The 15,105-nt window shown below is 40.4% G+C and carries 19 protein-coding genes; 4 read left to right on the top strand and 15 right to left on the bottom strand.

Going from position 1 to position 15,105, the window contains the following annotated elements:
* Nucleotides 1-6: 6 nt before the first annotated feature.
* Complete coding sequence (locus tag ACRRSQ_RS08370; RefSeq protein WP_440875262.1) at nt 7-666, bottom strand: TetR/AcrR family transcriptional regulator; 660 nt, start codon at nt 664-666, stop codon at nt 7-9.
* A 170-nt stretch (nt 667-836) separates the two neighbouring features.
* Here ACRRSQ_RS08370 and coaD point away from each other — a divergent pair, with 170 nt between their 5' ends.
* Entirely contained in the window at nt 837-1,322 is a 486-nt protein-coding gene (gene coaD / locus ACRRSQ_RS08365; protein WP_440875261.1) for a pantetheine-phosphate adenylyltransferase, read from the top strand.
* Nucleotides 1,323-1,444: 122 nt separating this feature from the next.
* Here the strand turns inward: coaD and ACRRSQ_RS08360 are convergent, their stop codons facing one another.
* The 11 genes from ACRRSQ_RS08360 to radC form a co-directional block, all read right to left on the bottom strand.
* On the bottom strand, nt 1,445-1,666 hold the full coding sequence (locus ACRRSQ_RS08360) for a hypothetical protein (protein WP_440875260.1): 222 nt from the start codon (nt 1,664-1,666) through the stop codon (nt 1,445-1,447).
* A gap of 29 nt (nt 1,667-1,695) precedes the next feature.
* The gene (locus ACRRSQ_RS08355; protein WP_440875259.1) at nt 1,696-2,508 is read right to left on the bottom strand and encodes a hypothetical protein; all 813 of its coding nucleotides are present in this window, start codon (nt 2,506-2,508) and stop codon (nt 1,696-1,698) included.
* Between the two features lie 213 nt (nt 2,509-2,721).
* Entirely contained in the window at nt 2,722-3,537 is an 816-nt protein-coding gene (gene mutM, locus ACRRSQ_RS08350; protein ID WP_440875258.1) for a bifunctional DNA-formamidopyrimidine glycosylase/DNA-(apurinic or apyrimidinic site) lyase, read from the bottom strand.
* Nucleotides 3,538-4,416 (bottom strand): ATP-grasp domain-containing protein, encoded by an 879-nt coding sequence (locus ACRRSQ_RS08345; protein WP_440875257.1) that lies wholly within the window; start codon nt 4,414-4,416, stop codon nt 3,538-3,540.
* A 33-nt stretch (nt 4,417-4,449) separates the two neighbouring features.
* Nucleotides 4,450-4,938, bottom strand: a complete 489-nt coding sequence (locus ACRRSQ_RS08340) for a hypothetical protein (RefSeq protein WP_440875256.1) — start codon at nt 4,936-4,938, stop codon at nt 4,450-4,452.
* A 97-nt stretch (nt 4,939-5,035) separates the two neighbouring features.
* A complete protein-coding gene (rpmG, locus tag ACRRSQ_RS08335; RefSeq protein WP_033078277.1) occupies nt 5,036-5,191 on the bottom strand; it encodes a 50S ribosomal protein L33 in 156 nt (51 codons plus the stop codon).
* 9 nt (nt 5,192-5,200) lie between these two features.
* A complete protein-coding gene (gene rpmB, locus ACRRSQ_RS08330; RefSeq protein ID WP_159822134.1) occupies nt 5,201-5,437 on the bottom strand; it encodes a 50S ribosomal protein L28 in 237 nt (78 codons plus the stop codon).
* 426 nt (nt 5,438-5,863) lie between these two features.
* The gene (locus tag ACRRSQ_RS08325) at nt 5,864-6,337 is read right to left on the bottom strand and encodes a hypothetical protein (protein WP_440875255.1); all 474 of its coding nucleotides are present in this window, start codon (nt 6,335-6,337) and stop codon (nt 5,864-5,866) included.
* On the bottom strand, nt 6,324-6,992 hold the full coding sequence (locus ACRRSQ_RS08320) for an AAA family ATPase (protein ID WP_440875254.1): 669 nt from the start codon (nt 6,990-6,992) through the stop codon (nt 6,324-6,326). The genes ACRRSQ_RS08325 and ACRRSQ_RS08320 overlap by 14 nt, the downstream gene beginning before the upstream one ends.
* An 80-nt stretch (nt 6,993-7,072) precedes the next feature.
* Nucleotides 7,073-7,384, bottom strand: coding sequence for a PilZ domain-containing protein (locus ACRRSQ_RS08315; protein ID WP_440875253.1), 312 nt, complete (start codon nt 7,382-7,384; stop codon nt 7,073-7,075).
* A 161-nt stretch (nt 7,385-7,545) separates the two neighbouring features.
* Complete coding sequence (gene radC, locus ACRRSQ_RS08310; protein WP_440875252.1) at nt 7,546-8,220, bottom strand: RadC family protein; 675 nt, start codon at nt 8,218-8,220, stop codon at nt 7,546-7,548.
* 160 nt (nt 8,221-8,380) lie between these two features.
* Here radC and coaBC point away from each other — a divergent pair, with 160 nt between their 5' ends.
* From coaBC to ACRRSQ_RS08295, 3 genes are all read left to right on the top strand, one after another.
* Nucleotides 8,381-9,589, top strand: a complete 1,209-nt coding sequence (coaBC, locus tag ACRRSQ_RS08305; protein WP_440875251.1) for a bifunctional phosphopantothenoylcysteine decarboxylase/phosphopantothenate--cysteine ligase CoaBC — start codon at nt 8,381-8,383, stop codon at nt 9,587-9,589.
* Nucleotides 9,590-9,709: 120 nt separating this feature from the next.
* A complete protein-coding gene (gene slmA / locus ACRRSQ_RS08300) occupies nt 9,710-10,294 on the top strand; it encodes a nucleoid occlusion factor SlmA (protein WP_440875250.1) in 585 nt (194 codons plus the stop codon).
* A gap of 432 nt (nt 10,295-10,726) precedes the next feature.
* On the top strand, nt 10,727-11,044 hold the full coding sequence (locus tag ACRRSQ_RS08295; protein WP_440875249.1) for a hypothetical protein: 318 nt from the start codon (nt 10,727-10,729) through the stop codon (nt 11,042-11,044).
* Nucleotides 11,045-11,113: 69 nt separating this feature from the next.
* Here ACRRSQ_RS08295 and flhA read toward each other — a convergent pair whose 3' ends face one another.
* From flhA to fliR, 3 genes are read right to left on the bottom strand one after another with little or no spacing between them, the layout of a single operon-like run.
* On the bottom strand, nt 11,114-13,192 hold the full coding sequence (flhA, locus tag ACRRSQ_RS08290; RefSeq protein WP_440875248.1) for a flagellar biosynthesis protein FlhA: 2,079 nt from the start codon (nt 13,190-13,192) through the stop codon (nt 11,114-11,116).
* Between the two features lie 14 nt (nt 13,193-13,206).
* Complete coding sequence (flhB, locus tag ACRRSQ_RS08285; protein WP_440875247.1) at nt 13,207-14,334, bottom strand: flagellar biosynthesis protein FlhB; 1,128 nt, start codon at nt 14,332-14,334, stop codon at nt 13,207-13,209.
* Nucleotides 14,335-15,105 (bottom strand): flagellar biosynthetic protein FliR, encoded by a 771-nt coding sequence (gene fliR / locus ACRRSQ_RS08280; protein WP_440875246.1) that lies wholly within the window; start codon nt 15,103-15,105, stop codon nt 14,335-14,337.

The raw sequence follows: 15,105 nt of genomic DNA, 5'->3' as shown, positions 1-15,105 counted from the left end.
TAGCGTTTAAGACTTCTGTTCTAACGCCGCTTTAAAACGCTCGCGGTACATTTCACGGGCTTTTAAAAATTCAGGTAAGGCTTGTTCGGTTGCATATGGGTGAATGATCACCAAAATTTTCAATACGCCTTCGTAAAACACCGAGTCATTAATTTCGACTTTACTGGTTTGTGTTTGATAAAAGCTTAGCCAGAATGTATTCACAAGACGCAAAATACTGACAATATCGGGTAAGTCTTCATCTTGGAAATCAACCATACCGGCTGCGCGAAGCGATAGTAATAACTCACTTACACGGTCAGCAATGCATTTTTGTACTTCGACGTACTTTTCGCGCAAACTTGGGTTTTTGGCGAGTAAAACAGGTAAATTGCTGTAGAAAAAACGAAACTTCATCATCGCCTGAAATACCGCATCCATGTATAAAATAATGGCATCTAGGGGTTTAACATCAGGAGAGACAACAGGGAAAATATCAAGCAGTAAGCTGCGAGCATATTCTTCATAAATCGACAAAATAATGTCTTCTTTATTGCGAAAATGGTAATACAAATTACCCGGGCTAATACCTAAGTGGGCAGCAATATGATTGGTAGTGACATTTCGCTCTCCTTGCTCATTAAATAATGAAATACTAGCATGGATTATTTTATCACGGGTTTTCATATACTGTCGTTCTTCCCAGTTAAAAAATGAATTCAACCATCATACTATCAAAAAACGGCAAAAATAAAGTATTTTGAGTAAATACTTTAATAAAATTGCCTTTCTTTGTTGTTATTTTACAAACTGGCAATTTACAATAATGGCCACTTTATACTGAATAAGTTAACCACATGAGCGTTAAAGCAATTTATCCGGGCACTTTTGACCCAGTTACCAATGGTCATAGCGATCTAATCGAACGTGCCAGTCGTTTATTTAATGAAGTGATTGTTGGCGTAGCGGCAAGTCCAAGTAAAAAGCCTTTGTTTGATTTGCAAAAGCGCGTTGCTATGATCGAAGAAGTTACTAAAGATTTAGACAATGTTAGCGTGGTGGGCTTTAGTGGTTTGTTGGTGGATTTTGCTAAGAATAATCAGGCGAATGTCTTAATTCGGGGTTTACGCGCGGTGTCAGACTTTGAGTATGAGTTTCAGTTGGCGAATATGAATCGCCGTTTATCACCCGATTTAGAAAGTGTATTTTTAACACCTGCCGAAGAAAATTCCTTTATCTCATCGACGTTAGTGAAAGAAGTCGCGATTCACCAAGGCGATGTTAGCCAATTTGTTCATCCGTTTGTAAAAACAGAATTAATTGCGGCAATTAAAACCCGTTAGTTTGGTTAAGCATTGTATTGATAGACTATTAATTTATAGCTACTTTCTTTTTAAAAAATATAGACCTAGTACTTAAGGTAATACTAGGTCTATTGATTAATAGATATCAAACAAAAATAATATTACTTATTAGCAAGCATTATTTTTTTACTAACCCCGATATAATAAAAGCAGATAAGTACATTAACAATTGGTATTATCCCCAGAACAGATGCAACCACTAAGTTTCTTTGCTTATCTTTTGCAAGCATAAAGCAAATTATAGAAACAACTACCATTTCTATTACTATAAAGGCAGAAAAAAAAGAAATTTCACCTTGACGAATCATTTCAAATAAATTCATACAATTTACCTACTATTAAATTGATAATACTATTGAGAGTCATTAACCGTAATGTAACAAACATAACCTGGGGGGCATGTACCACCGCCAGAAGTATTAAAAGAAACCTCTATTCCATATGTAAGTGCAGCATTCACAAATTCATCCATCGCGGCTTGATCATTGAAAATATAGCCACCTGAAATTTCAGTCCCTGCATCGGGAATTCTATTATTATCTATCGAAGCAGAATTATCTAAATAAGTAAACTTAGCAACAGCATTAGCAAGCATAGGAGCTGACATGATAATTTGACTACCATCTGAAAATGTAAACTGTATCTCTATACCAGCCAGTGGTGAAAAAAGAATACTTCCAAAGGATGATGCTGTCCACGTACTCCAATACTTAAAAGAGTGATTTTCTTCAAACCAGGCATCAAATAAATCCCGATTAGCAGGAACTTGAGCAATATCCCATGCTGACTTAAAACCAGAATCGGCAGGAACGTCTATAGCTTTCCTAGACAACACATATAATTGAGATTCACTTAAAGCGGAAAATTCAGCTTGTGCATAAGCATTAACAGGTATCGATACTATATTAATTCCTGAACTTTTTTCACCTTCATCTCCTTTACCGCCAGGTGATACATAAAAGCCATAATTAACGTTGTCTTGTATATTTCCAACAAAGATATTCCCAGAAAATTTGTTGGAAGATTTTAAAACATTGGAAGCTGTATTAACTGCTTGCATATAGGTTTCGCATGAATTGCATACCAAAAGCTTTGCTGCATAGCTAGAATTTATGTTAAAAAGGTTGACCATAAATATAAGTGAAACTAAAAATAATTTTACCATTTATCTTCCTTGAAATAATTGAAAAATATATTGGAAGGATAGATTAGATAGCTTAATTCATCCTTGACCAAAGCTAGATTACAAAATTAGAGAAGTTACGTAACAAAGTAAAATTATAGCTAAAATCTATGATATTTATTTGTAAAGAATTTAGTACGGTTCAAGTGAAAAAGTGGAAAACAGGAAGTTTAATGATAATTTTTACTGGTAACTTTAATTATTTTGACAGTTAGGGCAAAATACCGAGCTGCGATTGCTTTGCCTTACTTCCTCTAATATCGTTTCACAGGCCAAACATTTTTTTCCTGCTCGACCATAAACCTGTAATTTTTGCGCAAAATACCCCGGACGACCGTCTGCTTGGGTAAAATCTTTTAAGGTGGTACCGCCCTGCTTTATCGCATCGCTAAGTACTTGCTTAATGATAGCGGTAAGCTGCTCGAAGCGTTTTTTTGAAATCGTGCCGGTAAGCGCTGTTGGCAAGATGCCTGCTTTAAATAATGCTTCGTTGGCATAAATATTCCCGACGCCAACAACCACCTGATTATTCATTAAAAAAGTTTTAATTGGCACTTTGCGGTTCTTGGCTTTGGCAAATAAATAGTCAGCGTTAAACTCGTCGGTTAATGGCTCAGGACCAAGTTTGGCCAGCAAGCCTTGTTCGTCGATATGCTCAGGGAAAAACAATACCGCACCAAAACGGCGTGGATCGTTTAAGCGCAATGCTTTGTTGTTCTCAAGCACTAAATCAAAGTGGTCATGCTTAGCCACTGCTGTATTTTTATCAATCACTCGAATGGTGCCCGACATGCCCAAGTGTATTAGCAAGGTGCCGGTTTGTAGGCGCAATAACAAATATTTTGAACGTCGCTCTACCGATTCAACCGTTTGCCCAACTAAAGTGCTTACCTCTTCAGGAATGAGCCACCTAAGCTGGCGATTACGTACCGTTACCTTGGCAACTTTTTGCTTAAGTACATGAGGGCTAATGCCTAATCGACATACTTCGACTTCTGGTAATTCAGGCATTTATAATTGCTCCATGCGCTTAACAAACGCTTGCGCGAAACGCTGTGGTGACGCTGGATCCATATTAAAATATAGCGACGGCTCAATAAGCTCCGCTTCCATTAAAACAAAGCTGTTTTGGTAACGAACAAAGTCTACCCTGGCATACAGTGGCATGCCGTTGGTTTGTTCAATCGCCGACATAGCGTTTTCAGCACAGCGGGTTAATTGCGCTTCTGGCGTGATGGTTTTTAACGTGCCACCGTGTTCTTCTTGTACACGAAAATCATTGTTTTTTGGGGTTTTCAAAATGGCATGACTGTACTGACCATTAAAATAAAACAACGAATATTCACCCTCTTTAAGAATATTTTCAATAAAAGGCTGCGCCATAAAGTCTGTGCTATTAAACACCTTGTTTAATTCTGGCAGCTTTGATTGATAACTTTCTTTTTTCAGCCAGTAGGTATTGTCGGCATTGGCGCTGATGCGAGGTTTTAAAATAAGTTGTTCTACACCAAAATGCTTAAAGTACTGACTAAGATCTTGTTCATTAAACGTTTCTGGCCATAACGTTGGCACAATAGCGACGTTGTTTGCTGCAAGTGCTTTTAAATAAGACTTATCAATATTCCAAGCGACTGTCGCTAAGTTGTTTTCTAAATGTGCTGATGACTGCTCGATATTTTTTAATACTTCAAGAAATGCCGGTGCATCGTCTTGATAGTCCCAAGGCGAGCGAATAATGACCGCCTGGTAATCATTCCAGTTTACCGTGCTATCACGCCATGAAACCATGCTTGCTTGCCAGCCGAGTTGCGCAAGCGGTGCGATAATAAGTTCATCATAGGCTTCAAAGTCATCTAAGCAGTCCATGGTTAATATTGCGCATTTATTCATCAGAGATCCTAAAAAATATGGTGAGTCGAGATGTTATTCAAAAAAGATGTTGGCAGGCAACAGTTGTTGGTCGATAACTTTCGGTAATTGTAGCCAAATATCTTGGTTATGGTGATAAACAAGCAATACTTGCTCAGTTAAATATAAACTATAGACAAGCGGTGCTTGTTCGCCGGCCAGTTCAATGGTGACTCTAGTGGCATTTTCAGCAATGACCACTGGCGCTGTTGCTAGCGGTACGCCGCTATTTTGTTGCCAAGCCAGTACCATTTGCTCTATCGCTTGTTCACTGAGCTTTTCCGGCGTTGCTCGCCATGATTTGCCAATGCGTTCAATAAGAAACTCTTGGTTTACCGCTAAGGTGAGAATATGTTGTTGCTCTGTCAGCAGGGCGATTTCACTGGCAGACGCATTATCTTGGGCAGTGTTAGATGTGTCTTGGCTGTTCAGGTTGATCAGTAGAATCATGCCCATAACCGAAAAGATAATGACATTGTTCCATGCTGCTTTTGAAAGTTTCATGACCGCGGTACTGGTTAAAATAATGAATAGCGCTATGATACGAAATTTTAGGCAATAAAAAACCCGGTAAAGACCGGGTTTTTACAAAAGCTATCAATTACTTGATTTTAGCTTCTTTATAAATCACGTGTTTACGTGCTTTAGGATCAAACTTTTTGATTTCCATTTTCTCTGGCATGGTCTTTTTATTCTTATCAGTAGTATAAAAATGACCTGTACCAGCGCTAGAAACTAAACGAATTTTATCACGCATGATGATTCCTTAAACTTTTTCGCCACGGGCACGAATGTCAGTTAAAACTGCATCAATACCTTTTTTATCGATAATACGCATTCCTTTCGGAGTTAAACGTAATTTAACGAAACGGTTTTCACTCTCAACCCAAAAACGGTGAGATTGAAGGTTAGGTAAGAAACGACGACGAGTCGCGTTTCTTGCGTGAGAACGGTTGTTCCCTACGACTGGTTTTTTGCCTGTTACTTGGCAAACTTTAGACATGTGAGTCACTCCAAAATTAATTTCAGCTCGAGCTATATTTCCCCAAGACCGTCGCCTCGGGATCCTGAAAAAGGTGGCATATTATAGTGAAAGTGAAAAGCTAATGCTAGTCTTTATCATATTTATCGCTAAAGTCTTTGCAAAAATATTTAATATCAATAGGTTATCAAGCCAAAAACGAACAAAACATGTGCTTTTTTGCAACTTTTTACGCCGATTTAATGGTCACATTGGCGGATCCTCGTGCAGTTTGCCTGTCACTAGGGATAATTTTTGTCTGATTATTCGCCACTGCGTAGCTTGAAATAGCGACTTAAGTGATAGGTAACGGTGCAAATTTTATCTATTTTGAGGGAAATAAAAAGCCATTACGGATAACTGTAATGGCTTTAATAGCAATTTATTGCGTAATTTTCACGTTGCGAACTAATCTAGTTTATCATCGAGCGATTGTTTTAGCTGTTCAACTTTTTCTTGGTCGTCTAATTCATTAATTAAAATACGGACAATGTGCGATTTAGCTAAGCCCGTTTCGTTGGCTAAAAATTGCAGCTGGGCAATCACTTCTTCGCTTAGGGTAAATGTGGCATGTCGAAATGGCTTTTTCTTGTTTGGATCGCGAGGTTTAGCTGGCGATTTTTTGATCTTAGTGACTTTTTTCGAGCTGATCTTTTTATTACTTGCCTTGATGCCTAAGCGCTCTTGCTCGGCGCGTCGTTCCACTAATGCACGAGCGCCTTCTATTGCTTTGGCTAAGTCGTGTTGTTTGGCAACGTCACTACTGACAATTTCAGGTGAGCCTTTGGCGTAGTTTTCTGAATCTGAAATGAATTCATCGACAGTAAATTTTTTCTTTTTACCTTTATCGTCAGACGATTTTTTTAAATCAGTTAAACTCATGCGAATTGTCCGGTTTCATGGCCAATAATTCTTCAGCAATTGCGATCATTTCCAGTGCCGCTTTACCTTCTGGCTCTATTTCAATTACCGATGAACCTTGCTCTTCGCTATCATCATAAACGTTTCTGTTGTATGTAACCGCATTTAACACGTTAATACCAAATGAACTACAGACTTCTTTTGCTTCAATAATGCGCCCTGCTTGATTAGGTAATGACGGACACTGAGTAATAACAAACGATGCTAACATTTTGGGATTCACCATTTTACAGGTGCTGAGCATGTCTTCCATATGAGGAACAGTTTTTAAATCGCGACGTTTCGGTCTTAGCGGAATAAGTACATGATCGGCAACCGACATCGCGGCACGTAAAGCGAGGTTATCTTGACCGCCACAATCAACTATTACGTAGTCATAATGTTGATTAAGGCTAAGTAAATCGTTGCGAATCTTTCCGTAAAGCTGAATACAGTTAATTGCCGGTAACGATGGGTCACCATTTCTCGCTTGTATCCAGTCAGAGGTAGTGCGTTGTGGGTCACAATCAACCATCAATACAATTGCATTTTTTTTGCTAGCAAAAAAGACAGCTAAGTTTTGGGCGAGGCAACTTTTACCGCTACCACCTTTTTCGCCACCAACTAATATCATCATGTTGTTAATTCCTTCTACTACTCAATTTAGGGTCAACGTTGTTTATAGCAAGTGCTATCAGTATAGTTGAAATATTAATACTAATCGCGATCGACTAATACTAAGGCAATTTCAAACCAGCCACTGTCTTGTTGTATACAACGCAGTACTTTGCCATCTAGCGTTTGGCTTTTGGCTGCGGCTTGCTTAAATACCACAGTTACCGCGGTATTTGCGTCTATTGCTTGGTCGCAATCTAGTCTCAAACCGCCACGAGAGAAGTCTAAACAGGCAATTTTTTTCTGCCGCTGATTGCCATTGCTGTCGGTCCAAACGATATCGACTAACTCTTTTTCCATATCAATGCGAAACGATTTTCTACGTTCAGTTTCATCTATACTACTGTTTGTCATTAGATAATCCTTTTAGGTTCGGTAACACAACAATGGTTAAGGTAAAGTGTGTTTATCTGTAAAACTAACTGTCATTTTGTGTTCTTGCAACTTTTTTAGCGTGAAAAGCCATCTTTTGCTTAGCTAATCAAGACTTACTTGATAACCATTGTTTTACATTGTCAGCTTAATTCGCCGTGTTCAGCAAAAGAATAACACTGGTGACCAGCAACAATTATGTGATCGAGTACACGAATATCAATCAGTTGTAATGCTTTGGTTAAGCGTTGGGTAATTTGTTGATCGGCAATGCTCGACTCCGCTACTCCTGACGGGTGGTTATGGGTGAGAATAACGGCAGCTGCGTGGTGCTCGAGTGCTTTTTCGATAACGATACGTGGATAAACAGCAGCGGCGTCTATGGTGCCAAAAAATAAACGCTCAAAGTGTAGGACTTGATGTTGGTTATCGAGCAGCAACACCGCAAATACTTCGCGTGTTTCATTTCGCAGTTCACTGATCAAATAGTTTTTGGTTGCTTGTGATGAAGTTAATGCACAACCTTGTTGCATCTCTTCAGACAGGTATCGTTTAGACATTTCTAAACAGGCTTGTAGTTGCACATATTTAGCAAGGCCAATGCCGTGTTGTTGGCAAAATGTTTGTTGATTGGCGCGATAAATACCAGCAATGCTACCAAAGTTACTTAGCAACTCTCTGGCAAGCTCTACCACGTTTAAGCCTTTCACTCCGGTACGCAGAAAAATGGCTAATAATTCAGCATCGCTTAGGCTTTGTGCGCCTAGCGTTAGTAGTTTTTCACGTGGGCGTTCGCCACTTGGCCAGTCTTTTAACATAGTCACATCCTTGTGTGGTTTTTATTGATTTAAAATTTGCATTCTCGCAAACGCGTTGCAATTTATTTGCAATATATCAATTGTCCGAATACCTGATCAGGTTTAATCCCCTAAACAATAATGGTATCTTATCGGCAAATATTATTAAGATTAGCAGTTTATGCAGATTCTTCAGGACAAAAATATTGTTCTTGGTATTACCGGGGGCATCGCCGCATATAAAACCCCAGAATTAGTCCGTCGTTTAAAAGATCATGGCGCCAATGTGCGTGTTGTGATGACCGAAGGTGCCAAAGCGTTTATTACGCCATTAACCTTGCAGGCAGTTTCGGCTAACGCGGTATCTGACAGCTTACTCGACCCACAAGCAGAATTAGCGATGGGACATATTGAGTTAGCCAAATGGGCTGATTTACTGTTAATTGCTCCAACCACCGCCGATGTTATTGCCAAACTTGCCGCAGGGCTAGCCAACGATTTGTTAAGCACTTTATGCTTAGCAACGGCTGCACCTATTGTTGTATGCCCGGCAATGAATCAACAAATGTGGCATGCAAAAGCGACTCAAGCCAATATTAATACTATTGCCGCACGCGATATAACCCTTTGGGGGCCCGCCGAAGGTGAGCAAGCTTGTGGTGATATTGGTAAAGGTCGAATGCTTGAAGTTGACGATATTGTCAGTAAAACCTGCGAGTTTTTCTCGGTTAAAAGTTTAGCTAACCAACATTGGGTGATCACCGCAGGGCCTACCCGAGAAGCAATTGATCCGGTACGTTATATTTCTAACCATAGCTCAGGTAAAATGGGTTATGCTATTGCACAGGCCGCGCTGAATGCTGGTGCTAAAGTGACATTAATTAGCGGCCCTGTTGGCATTACTGCGCCAAGTGCTTGTCAGCTAATTAACGTAGAAAGTGCAGTGCAAATGCATCAACAAGCGATGAAAATGGCAGAGTCTGCAACCGTGTTTATTGCCTGCGCGGCGGTTGCTGATTATCGAGTTGAGAATATTGCCGAGCAGAAAATTAAAAAACAAGCTGGCCAAGACTCAATGAAAATTAATTTGGTGAAAAACCCCGATATTGTTGCCGATGTCGCGCAATTGGCAAATAAGCCGTTTACGGTTGGTTTTGCCGCAGAAACCCAAGATGTTGAGCAATATGCGCTTGGTAAATTACGCAACAAAAACTTAGACATGATCGCTGCCAATGATGTCTCTAAAGCTGGTCAAGGCTTTAATAGCTCAGATAATGCCATTACCGTTTTTACTGCCGATGATAAACATGACATTGCTTTAGCCAGCAAACATGAAGTGGCTAAGCAGTTGGTGGCGTTCATTGAGGCAAAAGCTGAGCTAAAAAGTTAAACAATAAACTCAAAATCAAATAGATTTGAGATAAATAAAATAAAAATACTTTGCACTAAATTTTCACTATAAACACGAGTTCGCAAAGTCACGTACACCCTAAACACGAGAACAACATTTATGACGGCCACAGCAAAGCCTAATCGCAAACAACAAATTTTGGAATGTTTAGCACTCATGCTAGAAACTAGCCCGGGGCAACGAATTACTACTGCTAAATTAGCAGCAGAAGTTGGTGTATCTGAGGCGGCGCTTTATCGTCACTTTCCATCGAAAGCTCGCATGTTTGAAGGCTTAATTGAGTTTATTGAAGAGTCTATTTTCTCACGTATCAATTTAATTTTAACCGATCACAAAGAAGCGATTACTCGTTGCCATCATATTTTGCATGTTTTGCTCGTCTTTGCAGAGCGTAACCCTGGCATGTGTCGTATTTTATCTGGTGATGCCTTAATGGGTGAAAATGAGCGTTTACGCGCTAGAATTCACCAGTTTTTTGAAAAACTCGAATCGCAATTTAAGCAGGTATTGCGTGAGCGAAAATTGCGTGAAGGTAAAAATTTCACCATTAATGAACAAGCACTAGCCAATATCTTAGTGTCTTATTCGGAAGGTAAAATTAGCCAATACGTGCGTTCAGGCTTTAGTAAAAAGCCAAGCGAAAGCTTTGCCGACCAATGGCAGTTTTTAATGGCTGGTAAATAGCACAGAAAAATAAATTTAAGAACAAAGCTTGAGTCTAATCACTCAAGCTTTTTTTTAGGAAAAAATTAGCTGTTTACATACTTGATGCGTCAGTTGAGCGATCAATTTTCCTGAATATTTAATATTTTTATTCTTTTGGTCGATAGTAATAAGTAACCTCATTAAGAGTAATGGTTTGGCAAAAGTTACATCACCTTTCTCCTACTTAGCCAGCTAACCGTTAGTAATGGTTGGTAAAAGTGTCGTACAAGACATCGCAAATTTTTGATAATTGCACACCGTCACAATGATCACTTTTAATCGTATATATCAGGGGAAACACTGGCCGAAGCGTTTCTAGTTTGTATATTTGCATGACAAAATATTCAAGCTGTTGCCAAGCAAGTGGATGGCTTAGCATAACAATTATAATGCCGTTAGGGATGAATTCGTTTGACAGTTAATCGTGAAAATAAGGGCAGAGCGCTTTCTCCTCAAGAAAGCCAACATAAGCAATTGCATAAAGCTATGCTCTACCTTATCTTGCTCGATTTTGTCCTCATTTTATTTTGCTATCTACAATTAACGTCTATTTCGTTAATGGGCGGCAGTATTCTGAGCTTTTTTATGGTGGTTTATAATACGTTGGTGGGGCGAATTGTGCTGCAATTTACCCGTCGAGGTAACGACGGTTATATTCTTTATCCGATGATTTTTTGCTATCTCATGCTGACTATATTTATCATCACCTTTTTTGTTATTCAACAATGATATGCGCTTGAACCTACTTCCTTGTAGGTTCATCAATACCTTTGCGTACAGATTTTACGACTAATCGATTTACCCTAGCGTACCGACAACATCAACTTGAATATGTTCAGGTACTTCGTTGTACGACAAAATAGACAAGCCCTTGGCAAACGAGCGCGCGTAGCGGGCGAGTAATGGTCTAAGTTGTGGCACCACTAACAATACCGCGGGATGACCTTCTTGTTGCAGCTTTTCTTTTACGCTTGGCATACGCTGTTGCAATTGACTTAATAAGGTGGGATCGATAGGGAAGCTGTCGAGCGAGACTTTGCTTTCTTGTTGCGATTGCTGCAAGGCGGCTAACAGGGTTTGCTCTAAACTATCAGCTAAGGTAAAGGTGGTTAACGAGGTGCGATCGCCAATGGCTTGTTCAACAATAATGCGTTTAAGGGTGCAGCGTACATCCGCGCAAAGTAAAATCGGATCTTTAGTGGTTTCAGCGGAATCCACTAAAGTGGTGACAATATTAGTGAGATCAACCAAAGGTATTTTTTCACGTAATAATTGACGAAAGACTTTTAGTTGTTCGCTACTGGTCAGTGCTTTGTCAAAGTGTTCGGCTAGGCTAGGTGAAATCGCTTTTAAGCGCGAAATTAGCGCTTCGTTTTCAATAAAACTGTAGATGTCGGCCAAGTTGTCGAGCATGACTTTACTGACATGGGTCGCAATTACCGTTGGGCAATCAACCACGGAATACCCTAAATTCAACGCTTTTGCTTTGTGTTCGATAGTGATCCACACCGACTCCATGTTGTAAGCGGGATCTCGTACAATTTCACCGTCGAGGGTGCCAAATACTTCCCCCGATTTAATCGCTAATAAATGGTCTTTTTTAACAAAACCGGTTGCCACTTTTGCGCCACTGAGTTTTATACTGTATTCATTGGCTTTTAGGGTTAAGTTATCTTTGATGCGCACTTCAGGCAGTAAAAAGCCCATCTTCTCTGATAAGGTTTTACGTACCCCTTTAATGCGTGCGATAAGTTCAGCGTCTTTTGTGTGATCAACCATAGAAACTAGCTGGTAACCCAACTCTACCGATAAGGTATCAACAATCGGCAAATCGTCCCATTTTAGTGGGCTAGGATTTTTAACTAACTCCGCGACCATTTCTTCGGCTTGTTCTAATGGAGCATCGAGCTTTTGTCGTTTTTGCTGTTGCCAGCCACCAAAGGCGAGTGCTGCTGAAAATGATAAAAACGCTAAGGTTGGCATACCCGGCACTAAGCCTAAAATCAGCATAATAATGGCGGCGGTATAAATGGTTTTTGGCGTGGCGAGCAATTGTTTGCCAATTTGATTAGAGATATCGCCGTCATCACCATCGTTAATGCGAGTAACAATAATCGCTGCTGCGGTTGCTAGTAATAGTGATGGAATTTGCGCAACTAAACCGTCACCTATGGTTAATAACGCAAAACGCTCGAATGCATCGCCTGCGTCAAGCCCATGCTGAAATACGCCTATGGTTAAACCACCTAACAGGTTGATCATTAGAATAAGTAAACTGGCAACCGCATCACCGCGAACAAACTTCGAAGCGCCGTCCATCGCACCATAAAAATCTGACTCGGCGGAAACATCAGCACGACGTTTTTTAGCTTGTTGTTGATCGATTGCACCTGCGTTTAAGTCGGCATCAATCGCCATTTGTTTACCGGGTAGGGCGTCTAAAGTAAAGCGTGCCGCAACTTCAGAAATACGCTCGCCACCTTTGGTGATCACGACAAAGTTAATGATCATCAAAATAACAAAAACCACCATACCAACAACGTAATTGCCGCCGATCACCACTTCACCAAATGCTTGAATTACTTTACCGGCAACATCGCCACCTTCGTGACCATTTAAAAGCACAATACGAGTAGAGGCGATATTGAGCGTTAAGCGCATTAATGTTGCGATTAACAACACCGTGGGAAATACCGAAAAATCTAACGGCCTTTTTGTTGATACTGCTACCAACAATACAATGACCGATAGCACAATATTGAAGGTAAATAAGCTATCGAGTAACCAAGCAGGCAAGGGCAGTATTACCATTGCCAAAATGGCCAGTAGTAAAATCGGGATGCTAATATAGCTGCTTCTTAAAATGTTCCAGTTCACGTTTACCTCTACAATTAACGTTTTAATGAGTCAGGGATGGAAAAAGTTGGCATTGCTTGCGGTTTTTGGCCGCGGCCATCTCGATAGGCTTTAAGTTTCATAATATGAGTTAGTACATAGGCGACTGCGGTATACAGTGCGCCCGGTATTTCTTGTTCAACTTGGGTGGAATAATAAACCGCGCGGGTTAACTCGGGCGATGCCACCACTTCAACCTGATGTTTTTTTGCCAATTCTTTAATGCGGGCAGCCATGTTATCAACGCCTTTTGCCACCACGAATGGCGCACTTGCGCGGCTGGCTTGATATTTTATTGCCACAGCGTAATGGGTCGGGTTAACCAAAACCACATCGGCATTGGGCACTTGTTGCTCGAGTCTTGATTCGCTTAATTGGCGCTGAATTTGTTTAATGCGTTGTTTTATCTCAGGACGACCTTCGGCATTTTTATGCTCTTCTTTGACTTCTTGCTTGGTCATTTTGAGTTTTTTCAACATGGCAAAACGTTGATAGGGAATATCAATCAGGGCAACCGTGATCAGTGAACTGCCCATAATGATAAAAGCCAAGGAAACGATTTTAAGCCCTTTTTCAATCGCTTCAACAAACGGCATTTGCGCCATTAGAAACAGTTCATGCCAGTAATAATGCAAAATGATGAATAAGGTGGCGGTGATCAAACTAATTTTAAGTATCGACTTGATCAGCTCAACCAAAGCTTCGCTTGAAACCATGCGCTTTAAGCCCTTTAACGGATTAAGTTTGCTTAATTTAGGCTGCACCGCCTTTAAGGCAAAGACATAACCGCCGGGGATCAAACTAAGAAATAATAACAGCAGGTTTAAAAAGGCGATGAATGGCACGATCACCATTAACATATCAATAATGGCCTGAGTGAAATATTGCGCCATTACTCCGGTTTCTCGAGTCGCGTAGCGATCTAACTGAAATTGCCGCGTGGTTAATTTGGTTAGCATTTCGCTAAATTTTGGCGCGAACCATAAAAATGCAATGCCGCCCATTAATAACAAGCCGGCGGTGTTAAGCTCTTTGGAACGGGCTAATTGTCCTTCTTTCCTCGCTTTATCTATTTTTTGTTGCGAGGCATTTTCAGTTTTTTCTTGGCTGCTGTTTTCTGACATTTACCCTCCGATAATGGCGCGCATTTGCGCCAACACATAAACGGTAAAGTCTAAAAACCGACTCGGAATGGCACTAAATACTAGGCTTAAACAAATTAGCCCCATCATCATGCCCATTGGAAAGCCTAACGAAAAAACATTCAGCGATGGCGCACTGCGGTTCATAACACCAAAAGTAATATTAACGAGTAACATGGCAATAATGGCTGGCATCGACAACATTAACGCCGCGCCAAACATCCAACCATAAAGCATAATGGCTTTGTGTAAATCTAATTGAAAAACACTGCTGCCAACCGGCCAAGTGCGAAAGCTTTCAATAATAATATCGATGGCGATCAGATGACCGTTTAACGCCAAAAACAGCAAGGTGGCAAATATCATCATGATCTGAGAAATAATCGGTGCGCTTCCGCCATTGGCGGGGTCGTTCATAATCGCCATGGAAAGTCCCATTTGCATTGAAACAAATTGCCCCACCATGATCATCACAGTAAACAGCATGTTCAGGCTTAGCCCTAATACAACACCAAAGACAATTTGTTCAACCGCCAAGGTAACGCTCGCGAGTGAAAAGGGGTCCACTGCGGGCATCGCTGGCATGATTGGCGCAATAATAATGGCAATAATTAAGGCAAATAAAATACGTACGGTTGGCGTAATTCGCGGGTCGCCAAAAAAAGGCATTAACCAGAGTACGGCGGCAATGCGAATAAATGGCCACCATAGTTTGCCCATTATCATCATCAACTCAGGTGTGCTAATGGTCAT

It is taken from the genome of Thalassotalea sp. PLHSN55, assembly GCF_052030545.1.
Taxonomy (GTDB): domain Bacteria; phylum Pseudomonadota; class Gammaproteobacteria; order Enterobacterales; family Alteromonadaceae; genus CANMXU01.
Note: the sequence above shows the minus strand (reverse complement) of the source record. Positions and strands in the feature narration are given on the sequence as shown.

Excerpts from the sequence above, each read along its gene's own strand:
- ACRRSQ_RS08370 (WP_440875262.1), bottom strand. The coding sequence starts at position 666 with ATGAAAACCCGTGATAAAATAATCCATGCTAGTATTTCATTATTTAAT.
- coaD (WP_440875261.1), top strand. The coding sequence starts at position 837 with ATGAGCGTTAAAGCAATTTATCCGGGCACTTTTGACCCAGTTACCAAT.
- ACRRSQ_RS08360 (WP_440875260.1), bottom strand. The coding sequence starts at position 1,666 with ATGAATTTATTTGAAATGATTCGTCAAGGTGAAATTTCTTTTTTTTCT.
- ACRRSQ_RS08355 (WP_440875259.1), bottom strand. The coding sequence starts at position 2,508 with ATGGTAAAATTATTTTTAGTTTCACTTATATTTATGGTCAACCTTTTT.
- mutM (WP_440875258.1), bottom strand. The coding sequence starts at position 3,537 with ATGCCTGAATTACCAGAAGTCGAAGTATGTCGATTAGGCATTAGCCCT.
- ACRRSQ_RS08345 (WP_440875257.1), bottom strand. The coding sequence starts at position 4,416 with ATGAATAAATGCGCAATATTAACCATGGACTGCTTAGATGACTTTGAA.
- ACRRSQ_RS08340 (WP_440875256.1), bottom strand. The coding sequence starts at position 4,938 with ATGAAACTTTCAAAAGCAGCATGGAACAATGTCATTATCTTTTCGGTT.
- rpmG (WP_033078277.1), bottom strand. The coding sequence starts at position 5,191 with ATGCGTGATAAAATTCGTTTAGTTTCTAGCGCTGGTACAGGTCATTTT.
- rpmB (WP_159822134.1), bottom strand. The coding sequence starts at position 5,437 with ATGTCTAAAGTTTGCCAAGTAACAGGCAAAAAACCAGTCGTAGGGAAC.
- ACRRSQ_RS08325 (WP_440875255.1), bottom strand. The coding sequence starts at position 6,337 with ATGAGTTTAACTGATTTAAAAAAATCGTCTGACGATAAAGGTAAAAAG.
- ACRRSQ_RS08320 (WP_440875254.1), bottom strand. The coding sequence starts at position 6,992 with ATGATGATATTAGTTGGTGGCGAAAAAGGTGGTAGCGGTAAAAGTTGC.
- ACRRSQ_RS08315 (WP_440875253.1), bottom strand. The coding sequence starts at position 7,384 with ATGACAAACAGTAGTATAGATGAAACTGAACGTAGAAAATCGTTTCGC.
- radC (WP_440875252.1), bottom strand. The coding sequence starts at position 8,220 with ATGTTAAAAGACTGGCCAAGTGGCGAACGCCCACGTGAAAAACTACTA.
- coaBC (WP_440875251.1), top strand. The coding sequence starts at position 8,381 with ATGCAGATTCTTCAGGACAAAAATATTGTTCTTGGTATTACCGGGGGC.
- slmA (WP_440875250.1), top strand. The coding sequence starts at position 9,710 with ATGACGGCCACAGCAAAGCCTAATCGCAAACAACAAATTTTGGAATGT.
- flhB (WP_440875247.1), bottom strand. The coding sequence starts at position 14,334 with ATGTCAGAAAACAGCAGCCAAGAAAAAACTGAAAATGCCTCGCAACAA.
- fliR (WP_440875246.1), bottom strand. The coding sequence starts at position 15,105 with ATGACCATTAGCACACCTGAGTTGATGATGATAATGGGCAAACTATGG.